Here is an 11987-nt window from a genome sequence, read left to right as displayed (position 1 = left end):
ACGGGCCTTGGCGGCGCGCTCATCGCCCCGGGATGCGTCAAGAATGACGTCGCTCGACCGCCGTCCTGTTACATCTACCCCTCGCGCGGAGCGTACCGACCTGTGGATCCACTCGACGCCGTCTGGCATTTCGGCAACCTGTTCCTGCCCGCCTGGGGTGTCGCGGCGCTGATGGCGTCGGCGCTCAAGCTGATCTGGCGTGAGACCGTCTCCGGCATGCGTTGGCGCACGCTGGCGTCCTGGGGCGGGCTCGGCGGCACGCTGGGCCTCTGCGCCGCGTTGATGCTCACCGGCCGCGACGGCACGATGGCCGGCTACGGCCTGATGCTGATCGGCATCACCGCCACGCAGTGGGGCGTCAGTTACAAGCGCTGAGGGAGCGCGCTACCGCTTTCGAGGGGGGGCTGCCGCCCCTCCAACGCTTCAGCCCGGCAGATCCTCGGTCACCGGCACCTCGCCGCGCAGCGAATGCGCGAAGGCTTCGGTGATGTGCATCGGAATGATCTGGTGCATCAGCCGCTCGTGGCCCTTGAAGTTGACGATGCGGTTGCACTCGGTACGGCCCATCAACTCGGTGGCGTCCTTGCGAGCATGACCTGACACCAGCACAGGCACGGTCTTGCCGACCATGCTGTGGTTGTAGCGGATGGCGGTCGCCTCGATCTCGGCCTGCAGCTCCTGCAGGCGGCGGACCTTCACCTCGTGCGGCGTGTCGTCGGCGAGGTTGGCGGCCGGGGTCCCGGGACGCGGGCTGAAGATGAAGCTGAACGACGCATCGAAGCCGACGTCTCGCACCAGCTGCATGGTCTTGGCGTGCTCCTCGTCGGTCTCGCCAGGGAAACCGACGATGAAGTCCGACGCGATGCGGATGTCCGGTCTCACCGCGCGCAGCTTGCGGACGATGCTCTTGAACTGCAGCGCGGTGTAGCCGCGCTTCATCGCCATCAGGATGCGGTCCGAGCCATGCTGCACCGGCAGGTGCACGTGGTTCACCAGCTTGGAGATCGTGCCGTAGGCGTCGATCAGGCGCTGGCTGAACTCGTTGGGGTGACTGGTCGTGTAGCGGATGCGCTCGATGCCGGGGATCTCGGCGACGTATTCGAGCAGCAGCGCGAAGTCGGCGATCTCGTCGGTGCCGCCCATCGATCCGCGATAGGCGTTGACGTTCTGGCCCAGCAGCGTCACTTCCTTGACGCCCTGGTCGGCCAGTCCGGCGACTTCCTCGAGCACGTCCTCGAAGGGCCGGCTGACCTCCTCGCCGCGGGTGTAGGGCACGACGCAGTAGGAGCAGTACTTCGAGCAGCCTTCCATGATGGACACGAAGGCGGACGCGCCCTCGACCTTGGCCGGCGGCAGGTGGTCGAACTTCTCGATCTCGGGGAAGGAGATGTCCACCTGCGGGCGCAGCTGCTGCTGGCGCTGGGCCAGCATCTGCGGCAGGCGGTGCAGCGTCTGCGGACCGAAGACGACGTCGACGTAGGGGGCGCGTTCGATGATCGCCGCGCCTTCCTGGCTGGCGACGCAACCGCCGACGCCGATCATCACGCCCTTGGCCTTCAGGTGCTTGATGCGGCCGAGGTCGGAGAACACCTTCTCCTGCGCCTTCTCGCGGACGGAGCAGGTGTTGAACAGCACCAGATCGGCCTGCTCGACGTCGGTGGTGGGTTCGTACCCTTCGGCGGCGCGCAGGACGTCGGCCATCTTGTCCGAGTCGTACTCGTTCATCTGGCAGCCGAAGGTCTTGATGAAGACTTTCTTGCTCATGGCTTCAAGGCCTCACGACATCAGGGCTTGCGCCAGACCTGGCTGGCCTGGTCGAACACCAGCTTCGAGGCCTGGTCCGGCGTGGTCGGCCAGGACTTGTTGGCCAGCTCGACCTCGCTCAGCAGCCAGATCTCCATGAGCAGGCCGTTGATGTCGCGCGTGTAGAGCACGGTGGCCTTCTGCTCGTAGAGCGAGCCCGGCGTGGCGACCAGATCGACCGCGTTGCGGATGCGGGCGCCGGGCGCGAGCCGCGCCGGCTTGCCGTTGAGCAGCACGTCGGGCGTGACGCCGAAGACGATCTCGCCGCGCAGCGCGCGCTGCGGGAAATAGCGGTGGCCCGGGGCGATCTGGGCCTGGGCGGACGTCGGCGTCGCGATCGCGGCGACGCCGCCGAACGTGGCGACCAGCGAGAACAGGGCGGTGCTGGCGGCCGCCGCCATCATCGAGCGACGGCGGGGCGGGGCGGGCGGGGCACAGCGGTACATGGTGTAGATCCAGTGGCTGCGGAAATGCGCAAGGGCGCAAGTGTAGCGGGCGTGGTCCCGTCGCCGGCTGGGGCGGGCTCCCGGTTTCCGATGGGGGCCGGGCGGTCCGGAGCGATTCAGAGGGCCGCTCGAAGACGGGCCAGCGGGGGCTCAGGGCGGCCCAGGCGCGGCTCAAAGGCGCCCGCTGGCCGTGTTCTGTGCCACGGCCGCGGAGGCCGGTTCGGGCAGCACGTAGACGACGCCCGGCCCATGGCCGAGCACCGGCGCGACGACGCGGTCGAAGAAGTCGCCCGTCACGACCACGCAACCCAGCGAGATCCGGTTGTCGTCCGGCGACAGCGAGGCGAGCCGCTCGGCACGGCGCTCGTAGGCCGGGCCCGGGCGCAGACGGTGGATGGCGAATGCGGCGTCGTAATCGACCCAGATGACGGTCTCGCCCTTCAGATTGGGACCGGGTTGGCTGTCGTAGCGACCGGAAGGGGTGGTCCGCAGATCCGGCGGGATGCCGGTGCTCACCATCTGACCCACGCCGGGCGCGACCGTGTCGCCGCGAGCCAGGCCCAGCAGCGCCGATGCGGCACCGATCAGATGGCCATCGGCGCTGAAGACGAAGAGTTTGGCTTCCTTCTTGTCGACGACGGCGAAGGGCAGGCCCTTGGCGTCGGCGTGTTCGAAGGCGACCCGGGCCATGGCGCGGGCCTCGGGCGACGCCGCTTCGCCGTGGAAGTCGACGGTGGCCGGCGCCATCTGCGCAGAAGGCTGCGACAGCTGCGTCTGGAGTGCGGGCTCGGCGTTGACGCCCGGAGTGACCGTCGACAGTGCGACGGCCGCTGCCATCGCCATCCATGCCTGTACCGCTTGTTTGGACTGAACCAACGACCCGATCGACTTCATGCTGCCCGATGTCTTTCTGGCGGACGGTCTTGCTTGCTCCGGCTGGGGCCGGGCGGGTCCGCTGGGGCCGCATATTAAGGAGCAACCGGGTGTTTCAACGGTCGATCTGTCGGCAAAAACGGCAGGACTTTCCCGGGAATTTGTAAGGCGTGCGCGTTGCGGCACGAGTTGGCGTACGTTAGGTACGAGATAGGAACTTTCGTCCGGTCGCCGCCCGCTTTTGCGACAGGTTTCGCACCACCTCGATGCCTGCCGCCCAAACGCGGGGTGCGATCCCCCGTACGCGTACGGTCATTACCGATCAGCAATACAGGGGGGCGCGTCGACACACAAAATCCGCGCTCTGCATGACCGGGAAACGGTCAAAGAAGAGAGCAACGATGACACCGATCGTGGGAACCCGTCCATGCTGATGGCCGCCGTGCGCGTCGCGCTGCGACGTCCTTACACCTTCTTCGTGCTGGCGCTGCTGCTGCTGATCCTGGGCCCGCTGGCAGCCCTGCGCACGCCGACGGACATCTTCCCGGAGATCCGGGTGCCGGTCATCGCGGTCGCCTGGCAGTACACCGGGCTGCCGCCGGACCAGATGGCCGGGCGCATCTCGACGCTGTTCCAGCGCACGCTGACGACCACCGTCAACGACATCGAGCACATCGAGGCCAACACCTATCCTGGTGTCTCGGTGGTGAAGATCTTCTTCCAGCCGGGTGTGAACATTGCGGTGGCCAACGCGCAGGTCACCGCGGTCGCGCAGGTCGCCGTGCGGCAGATGCCGGCCGGCACGACGCCGCCGCTGATCCTGAACTACAACGCCGCCACGGTGCCCATCCTGCAGCTGGCGCTCTCGGGCAAGGGGCTGTCGGAGCAGCAGCTCTTCGACCTTGGCTTCAATACCATCCGCACGCCGCTGGTGACGGTGCCGGGCGCGGCGATCCCGCTGCCCTACGGCGGCAAGCAGCGCCAGGTGCAGATCGACGTCAACCCGGCCGCGCTGCAGGCGCGCGGGCTGTCTGCGCAGGACGTGGCCACCGCGCTGGCGACACAGAACGTGCTCACGCCGATCGGCACGCAGAAGATCGGCGAACTCGAATACACGCTGCAGCTCAACAGCGCGCCGTCGGCGATCGAGGAACTGGGCCGGCTGCCCGTGAAGGTGGTCAACGGCTCGACCATCTACCTGCGCGACGTGGCCGACGTGCACGACGGCAATGCGCCGCAGACCAACATCGTCCATGTGGACGGCGGGCGCTCGGTGCTGATGTCGGTGCTGAAGAACGGCGCGGCGTCGACGCTGGCGATCGTCGACGGCGTGCGCGCCAAGCTCGGCGAGTTGCGGCCCTCGCTGCCCGACGAGCTCGAGGTCAAGCCGATCAACGACCAGTCGGTCTTCGTGCGCGCCGCCATCAAGGGCGTCGCGATCGAGGGCGCCATCGCCGCGGCGCTGACCAGCGCGATGATCCTGCTGTTCCTGGGCAGCTGGCGTTCGACGGTGATCATCGCGGTGTCGATCCCGCTGTCGATCCTCGGGTCGATCATCGGCCTGGCGGCGATCGGCGAGACGCTGAACCTGATGACGCTGGGCGGATTGGCGCTGGCGGTGGGCATCCTGGTCGACGACGCGACGGTGACCATCGAGAACATCAACTGGCACCTGGAGCATGGCAAGGGCGTCGAGGAGTCGATCATGGACGGCGCGCGCCAGATCGTGACGCCGGCCTTCGTCTCGCTGCTGTGCATCTGCATCGTGTTCATCCCGATGTTCTTCCTGGAAGGCGTGTCGCGCTTCCTGTTCGTGCCGATGGCCGAGGCGGTGATCTTCGCGATGGTGTGCTCGTTCATCCTGTCGCGCACGCTGGTGCCGACGATGGCGAAGTACCTGCTGCAACCGCACGCGCCGCTGACCGACGGCCACGGGCATCTGGCGCAGGCGCCGTCGCGCAATCCGCTGGTGCGCTTCCAACGCAATTTCGAAGCGCGCTTCGAACGCGTGCGCGAGGGCTACCGCCGGATGCTCGAGACCGCGCTGGGCAGCAAGAAGCCCTTCCTGATCGGCTTCGCGGCGGTGGTGCTGCTGTCCTTCGCGCTGGTGCCCTTCATCGGAAGCAACTTCTTCCCGCAGGTCGATTCCGGCCAGATCCTGATGCACGCGCGGGTGCCGGTGGGCACGCGCGTCGAGGAGACCGCCGCGCGCTTCGCGAAGATCGAGCAGGCGATCCGCCGCGTGATCCCGTCCGAGAAGATCGAGACGATGGTCGACAACATCGGTCTGCCGCCGTCGTCGATCAACCTGACCTACAACAACACCGGCGTGCTGGGCACGTCCGACGGTGACTTCCAGATCGCGCTGAGGGAAGGTCACGCGCCCACGGCCGACTACGTGAGGCAGCTGCGCCAGATCCTGCCGCGCGAGTTCCCGGACACGACCTTCTCCTTCCCGCCGGCCGACATCGTCAGCCAGATCCTGAACTTCGGCGCGCCCGCGCCGATCGACGTGCAGGTGCGCGGACGCGATGTCGAGTCCAACTTCGCCTACGCGCAGCAGCTGCTCAAGCGCATCAAGGCGATCCCCGGCGTGGCCGATGCGCGCATCCAGCAGTCCAACAAGGCGCCGACCTTCAATGTCGACGTCGACCGCACGCAGGCGCAGCTGCTGGGACTGACCACGCGCGACGTGGCCAACAGCCTGGTCGTGAACCTCGCCGGCAGCAGCCAGGTCGCGCCGACCTTCTGGCTGAATCCGCAGAACGGCGTGAGCTATTCGATCGTGATGCAGACGCCGCAGCACCAGCTCGATTCGCTGGCCTCGCTGAGCAATCTGCCGATCGGCAACGGCAACCAGGCGGGCACGTCGACGCTCGGCGGCCTGGCGAGCTTCCAGCGCGTCAACAGCCCGGCGCTGATCAGCCAGTACGACGTTGCGACGATGGTGCAGATCCATGCGACGACGCAGGACCGCGACCTCGGCGCCGTCGCGCGCGACATCCGCAAGGTGCTCGCCGACACGCAGGCCGACGTGCCCAAGGGCTCGAACGTGCAACTGCTCGGCCAGGTGCGCACGATGGACCGCGCGTTCTCGGGGCTGCTGTTCGGGCTGCTCGGCGCGGTGGTGCTGATCTACCTGCTGATCGTCGTGAACTTCCAGTCCTGGCTGGATCCGGCGGTGATCGTGTCGGCGCTGCCGGCGGCGCTGGCGGGCATCGTGTGGATGCTCTTCGCGACGGGGACGACGCTGTCGGTGCCCGCGCTGACCGGGGCGATCATGTGCATGGGTGTGGCCACCGCCAACAGCGTGCTGGTGATCAGCTTCGCGCGGGAGCGGCTTGAGGAACTCGGCGACGCAACCGCCGCCGCGATGGAAGCCGGCTTCGTGCGTTTCCGGCCGGTGCTGATGACGGCGCTGGCGATGGTCATCGGCATGCTGCCGATGGCGCTGGGCCTGGGTGAGGGCGGCGAGCAGAACGCGCCGCTGGGACGCGCCGTGATCGGCGGACTGGTCTTCGCCACCTTCGCGACGCTGGTCTTCGTGCCGGTCGTGTTCAGCATCGTGCACCGACACCACCGCAAGACCGGTCCTGCTTCCGACCTTTCCGAATCGAACGACTTGACTGCCGGTGCCGCGACTGCGCTGCCCGGGGCCGGAGATCCTTCCCATGCGAACTGATGCCGACAACGCCGTTGTGTCTTCCCGTCCTCCCGCGCGCTTCAAGCTTGCCGCGACCGTCGCGGTCGTGATCGCGATCGCGGTGGTGGCGGCAGGCCTGTGGGCCCGCAAGTCCAACGCCGAGCAACTGCAGACCACGGCGGACGAACGCGGTCAGCCGAGCGTCGCGCTGGTCACGCCGCAACCCTTGACCGAAGGCGGCCTCGAGCTGCCCGCGCGGATCGAGGCCTGGTCGCGCGCGCCGATCTATGCGCGGGTCAGCGGCTACCTGAAGCGCTGGAACGTGGACATCGGTGGCAAGGTCAAGACCGGGCAGCAGCTCGCCGAAATCGAGACGCCCGACCTCGATCAGCAACTGATGCAGGCCAAGGCCGAGCTGGCGACCGCGCGCAGCAACGCCGCGCTGGCGGCGAGCACCGCCAAGCGCTGGCAGGGGCTCCTGGAGTCGGACTCCGTGTCCAAGCAGGAGGTCGACGAGCGCACCGGCGACATGACCGCCAAGCAGTCGCAGGTCAATGCGCTGCAGGCCAACGTCGATCGCATCGAGGCGCTGAAACGCTTCACGCAGTTGACGGCGCCGTTCGACGGCGTCGTCACCGCGCGCAATACCGACGTCGGCGCGCTGATCAACATCGGCGGTGCGCCGGGCAGCGAACTGTTCGTCGTTTCCGACATGCGCAAGCTGCGCGTCTACGTCAATGTGCCGCAGCGCCAGGTGGCGCAGGTCCGTGCCGGCGGCAAGGCTGTGCTGACGGTGCCCGAGCGGCCCGGCCAGCGTTTCGCCGCGACGGTGCAGTCGACCTCGCAGGCCATCAACACGGCCAGCGGCTCGATGCTGGTGCAACTGGCCGTCGACAACGAGAAGGATGAATTGCTCCCGGGCGGTTTCGCGACGGTGCGCTTCGACGGCGCGGCCTCGGCCGGCGCTGACGCGCCGGCGAATGCCGCTGTCTCGCTGCCGCCGGGCGCCGTGATCATCAACAAGGACGGCGTGCAGGTCGCGACCGTCGACGCGAGCAATCGCGTGAAGCTGCGCAAGGTCACGATCGCGCGCGACATGGGCACGAGGATCGAGCTTGGCGGCGGGCTGACCGCCTCGGATCGCGTTATCGCGAATCCGCCGGACGGCATCGCCGATGGCGACGTGGTGCGCGTCGCGCAGCCCGCGGCCGCGTCGGGTGCTGCGGCTTCGGCGAAGGGGCGTTCATGATGGAGCGCCGGTCAACCCGCCAGGCCGTGCACGTTGCTCGTGGCGTCTCGCTCGCCGCTGGCACCTTGATGGCCGCGCTGATCGCGGGCTGCGCCCAGCCGCCGAAGACGGCGTTGCCCGAGGTGCCGATGACGACGGCCTTCAAGGAAGCCCGTGGTCCCTGGGTCGAGGCTGGCGCCTCGGCCGCCGCGCCGATCGCGTTCGACGGTTGGTGGAAGGGCTATGGCGACCCCGAGCTCGACGCGCTGCAGCAGCGCCTGGTCGAGAACAGCCCTGACCTCGCCTCCGCGCTCGCCCGCTACCAGCAGGCGAAGGCGGCGACAGACAGTCTGCGTTCGGCGCAGTCGCCGACGCTGAACAGCTCGCTCAATGGCCAGCGCGACCGGCAGTCGGAGCGTCGCCCGTTGCGGGTGCTCGGACCGACCTCGCCGGATTGGTACAACAGCGCGACGCTCGGCCTGGACCTGAGCTACGAAGTCGACCTGTGGGGCCGCATTTCGGAACAGGTCCGCGCGGGCCTGGCGACGGAGCGGGCGGCTGCCGCGGACCTCGCCGCCGCGCGACTCGCGCTGCAGGCGCAGCTCGCGGATTCGCTGCTGCAGCTGCGGGGCCTGGATCGCGACAACGCGCTGCTCGCCGATGCCGAAGAGGCCTACACGCGTGCCTTCGATCTGATTTCTCGCCGGCATCAGGCCGGCATCGCGTCGGGCCTGGATCAGGCGCGGGCCGAGGGCCAGCTCGAATCGGCGCGCTCGCAGCGCCGGCAGTCGCAGGCACAGCGCGCGGTGCTGGAGCACGCGATTGCCGCGTTGGTCGGGGCCAACGCGTCGAGCTTCCGCATCGAGCCGGCTCCGTCATTGGATCTGGCGATGCCGGTGGTGCCGCCGGGGCTGCCCTCGACCTTGCTGGAGCGCCGTCCCGACATCGCGGCGGCGCAACAGCGCGTGGTGGCGGCGACCGCGACGCTGGGTGTGGCGAAGACGGCGTTCTTTCCGTCCGTCGTGCTGAGCGCGCAGGGCGGATTCCAGAGCAGCGACTTCGGCCGCTTCCTCGAAGCACCGAACCTGTTCTGGGCCATCGGTCCGACGCTGGCCTACAACCTGTTCGACGGCGGCCGCCGCAAGGCCGAGGAAGCGCGCGCGAGCGCGGCGCTGGAGGAATCGGCGCAGCGTTATCGTGGGACCGTGCTCGCGGCGTTCCAGCAGGTCGAAGACCAGCTGGTCCTGCTCGATCGATACGGCGAGGCGCTGGTGGCGGAGAACAAGTCGGTCGACGCGGCGGAGCGCTCGCTCGCGCTGGCGACGAACCGCTATCGCGCCGGTGCGGCGGCCTACCTGGAGGTGGTCACCTCGCAGACGGCGGGACTGCAGGCGCGGCGCAGCGCGGTGGATCTCGCGACGCGGCAACGCCGCGCGACGGTGGCGCTCGTGAGGGCGCTGGGCGGCGGATGGAATGCGCCGATGGAGATGAAGGCGGACGCGCAACGCTGAGCGCCCCGCGCGAGTCAGGTGAAGTCAGGCCGGCTGCATCGGCATGGCCACCAGGCGCAAGCCCAGCGCCGCGCAGACCTTGCTGACGGTATCGAAGCGGGGCGAGGCGCCTGGCCGCAGGGCCTTGTACAGCGCCTCGCGGGTGATCCCGGAGTCCTTGGCGATCTGCGTCATCCCGCGAGCGCGGGCAATGTCGCCGAGCGCTGCCGCCAGCAGCGCGGAATCGTTCTCTTCGAGCACCACCGTGAGATAGATGGCGATGTCTTCTTCGGAGGTCAGATATTCGGCGGCGTCGAATTCCTGAAGGTCTGAAATCTTGATCTTCTCGCTCACGGCTCACTCCTCAAGTTGGGTCGCCACTTGAATGGCCCGCTGGATGTCGGCCTGCTGCGTGCACTTCTCGCCGCCGCCCAGCATCCAGATCGCCGTGCTGCTCCGACGCACGTAGTACATGCGCCAGCCGGGACCGAAGTGCTCACGCATTTCATGGATCACGCCGCCGCCGACAGGCGCCACGTCACCCAGGTTGCCGAACTGGACTTTGCGCAGGCGGTTGGTCAGACGCAGCCGGGTGGTCGGGTCTTCGCAGGCTCCGGAGCCAGTGCGAGAACTCGTTCACCTGCATGACCGTATAAGACATGCGCGAAGTGTAATCGAACGATGACACTCACCAGGTCGGTGCGGCGTTTGATAGCGATCCGTAACGCCAGATCGGCAAATGTAAAACGGCTTTTCGAAAATTCGCGTTCTCGTTAGTCTGCGCCCGTTGTCGACGTGGCCGCGCCTGCGCGCTGGCGCATCGACACGTGGCCTGTGCCGACGGCCACCGTCCCCGACGCGGATCCTGCAGGTCCGTGCCGTGCGAGGCGGAGGAAACGGCGTTGGGTTCCCGAACATTTTTTGATTCACCGCTGACCGGTGAGGGCGGAGCCATGTCCGCGCCGGTCGCTTCAACGACTTTGGGAGACATTCGATGAAGAGCACCCGTAATGACGAGTCCGGCGCGCTGATCGCGCCGAAGCCGCCTACCTCTGGCGCGCTGCGCGCGCCGAGCCCGCGGCAGGGACTGATGGCGATGGCGGTCGTGGTCGGCGCCGTTGCGCCGATCGGCGCGGCCCACGCGGTCGATTGGCCGTCCGGCTATTCCAAGTGCGCGGACGAAGGCGGCACCTGCAAGGTGGGCGACACGGCGCGTCAGGTGTCCTTCGGCGTGAAGGACAAGTGGGTCATCAAGACGTTGAGCGGCAACGTGGCCTGCGCGTCGGCCACCTTCGGCGGCGCGGATCCGAATCCGGGCAAGGCGGAGAAGTGCGCGGTGGGACCGGCCGGTTCGCCCGCGCCATCGCCGTCTCCGGCACCGTCTCCCTCGCCGGCGCCTTCCCCTGCGCCTTCACCCGCGCCGTCGCCTTCTCCCGCACCGGCCCCGGCGGGTCATAGCGGCGGCTACGCGGGGCAGGTCACCGGCGGCGGCTCGGCAACGCCGATCACCGTCACGACCGCCGCGCAGATGCAAGCCGCGATTGATGCCTACAGCGGCACCGGTGGCCTGGTGATCCGCTACGCGGGGACCTTCGATTTCGGCACGATCCCCGATCCCTGCGCGCAGTGGAAGAAGGCGGCAGGCGCCGTCGTCGAGGTCAAGAACAAGAGCAACGTCACGATCGAGGGCGTCAACGGTTCGGCGGCCAACTTCGGGCTCGCGATCAAGGCCGCGGCGACCAACATCATCATCCGCAACATGACGATCGGGCTGCTGCCCGGATCCATCGATGCCATCGGCATCGAAGGCCAGAGCGGCAAGTTCCCGGGCTACGTCTGGATCGACCACAACACGCTGTTCAGCTCGACGGCCGAATGCTCCGGCGCCGGCGACCTGGAGTTCGACGGCCTCATCGACAGCAAGGCGGGTGCGCATCACATCACCTACTCGTACAACTACATCCATGACCACCACAAGGTCGGCCTGATCGGCTCGAGCGACAGCGACGCGAGCGACCGCTACATCACCTTCCACCACAACGTGTACAGCAACGTCGGCTCGCGGCTGCCGCTGCAGCGCGGGGGCTACACGCACCTGTACAACAACCTGTACTCGGGCGTGCTGACCTCCGGCGCCAACATCCGGATGGGGGGCTACTCGCTGATCGAAGGCAACTACTTCGAGAACGCGCAGAACCCGGTGACCTCGCGGGACAGCTCGTCGATCGGCTATTGGGAACTGCGCAACAACAACGTGCGCAGCCCCGCCGACTTCGCGACCTATGGGATCAAGTGGGTGGCCAGCGGTTCGAGCCCGTCGCGCGACGCAAGCGATTGGACGACGACGGCCAACTTCCCCGTCGGCATCCCGTATGCGTACACGGTGCATGCGCCGGCCTGCGTGAAGCAGAAGCTGCTCACCGTGGCGGGGGCGGGGAAGAACTACGCGACCTTGAGCTGCAATTGAGCTGCCGTTGATCAGTCATTGAGTGGCTGACCATGAA

Annotated in this window: 10 protein-coding genes; 5 read left to right on the top strand and 5 right to left on the bottom strand. The window is 67.9% G+C overall.

The genetic code is table 11. From position 1 onward, the window contains the following. Window positions 1-102 precede the first annotated feature (102 nt). A complete protein-coding gene (locus tag AC1VNM_RS18175) occupies window positions 103-375 on the top strand; it encodes a hypothetical protein (RefSeq protein ID WP_377160174.1) in 273 nt (90 codons plus the stop codon). A 48-nt stretch (window positions 376-423) separates the two neighbouring features. Here AC1VNM_RS18175 and miaB read toward each other — a convergent pair whose 3' ends face one another. The 3 genes from miaB to AC1VNM_RS18160 all read right to left on the bottom strand — a co-directional run bounded on the left by miaB (window position 424) and on the right by AC1VNM_RS18160 (window position 3086). Next, entirely contained in the window at window positions 424-1764 is a 1341-nt protein-coding gene (gene miaB, locus AC1VNM_RS18170) for a tRNA (N6-isopentenyl adenosine(37)-C2)-methylthiotransferase MiaB (RefSeq protein WP_483107844.1), read from the bottom strand. A 20-nt stretch (window positions 1765-1784) separates the two neighbouring features. Next, entirely contained in the window at window positions 1785-2249 is a 465-nt protein-coding gene (locus AC1VNM_RS18165; protein WP_483107843.1) for a hypothetical protein, read from the bottom strand. 171 nt (window positions 2250-2420) lie between these two features. Further along, a complete protein-coding gene (locus AC1VNM_RS18160; protein WP_483107842.1) occupies window positions 2421-3086 on the bottom strand; it encodes a L,D-transpeptidase in 666 nt (221 codons plus the stop codon). Window positions 3087-3552: 466 nt separating this feature from the next. Between AC1VNM_RS18160 and AC1VNM_RS18155 the strand changes: the two genes are divergently transcribed. From AC1VNM_RS18155 to AC1VNM_RS18145, 3 genes are read left to right on the top strand one after another with little or no spacing between them, the layout of a single operon-like run. Continuing rightward, window positions 3553-6804, top strand: coding sequence for an efflux RND transporter permease subunit (locus AC1VNM_RS18155; protein ID WP_483109302.1), 3252 nt, complete (start codon window positions 3553-3555; stop codon window positions 6802-6804). Then, window positions 6794-8014 carry an efflux RND transporter periplasmic adaptor subunit gene (locus AC1VNM_RS18150; RefSeq protein ID WP_483107841.1) on the top strand — a complete coding sequence of 407 codons (1221 nt, stop codon included), beginning with the start codon at window positions 6794-6796 and terminating at the stop codon, window positions 8012-8014. The genes AC1VNM_RS18155 and AC1VNM_RS18150 overlap by 11 nt, the downstream gene beginning before the upstream one ends. A 26-nt stretch (window positions 8015-8040) precedes the next feature. Next, window positions 8041-9504: an efflux transporter outer membrane subunit gene (locus tag AC1VNM_RS18145; protein WP_483107840.1), complete on the top strand. Its 1464-nt coding sequence runs from the start codon at window positions 8041-8043 to the stop codon at window positions 9502-9504. Between the two features lie 24 nt (window positions 9505-9528). Here AC1VNM_RS18145 and AC1VNM_RS18140 read toward each other — a convergent pair whose 3' ends face one another. After that, on the bottom strand, window positions 9529-9837 hold the full coding sequence (locus AC1VNM_RS18140; RefSeq protein WP_377160184.1) for an addiction module antidote protein: 309 nt from the start codon (window positions 9835-9837) through the stop codon (window positions 9529-9531). 3 nt (window positions 9838-9840) lie between these two features. Beyond that, window positions 9841-10029 (bottom strand): type II toxin-antitoxin system RelE/ParE family toxin, encoded by a 189-nt coding sequence (locus AC1VNM_RS18135; RefSeq protein WP_483109301.1) that lies wholly within the window; start codon window positions 10027-10029, stop codon window positions 9841-9843. A 448-nt stretch (window positions 10030-10477) separates the two neighbouring features. On the opposite strand from AC1VNM_RS18135, the gene AC1VNM_RS18130 reads away from it, so the two are divergent. After that, entirely contained in the window at window positions 10478-11950 is a 1473-nt protein-coding gene (locus AC1VNM_RS18130) for a pectate lyase family protein (RefSeq protein WP_483107839.1), read from the top strand. The last annotated feature ends 37 nt before the right edge of the window (window positions 11951-11987 follow it).

The sequence above is a fragment of the Mitsuaria sp. MSU3D genome, assembly GCF_056867975.1.
This window is presented reverse-complemented; position numbering and strand designations above follow the sequence as displayed.

Bases quoted from the DNA above. Each gene is read 5' to 3' on its own strand.
- miaB (WP_483107844.1), bottom strand. From the start codon at position 1,764: ATGAGCAAGAAAGTCTTCATCAAGACCTTCGGCTGCCAGATGAACGAG.
- AC1VNM_RS18165 (WP_483107843.1), bottom strand. From the start codon at position 2,249: ATGTACCGCTGTGCCCCGCCCGCCCCGCCCCGCCGTCGCTCGATGATG.
- AC1VNM_RS18160 (WP_483107842.1), bottom strand. From the start codon at position 3,086: ATGGCAGCGGCCGTCGCACTGTCGACGGTCACTCCGGGCGTCAACGCC.
- AC1VNM_RS18150 (WP_483107841.1), top strand. From the start codon at position 6,794: ATGCGAACTGATGCCGACAACGCCGTTGTGTCTTCCCGTCCTCCCGCG.
- AC1VNM_RS18130 (WP_483107839.1), top strand. From the start codon at position 10,478: ATGAAGAGCACCCGTAATGACGAGTCCGGCGCGCTGATCGCGCCGAAG.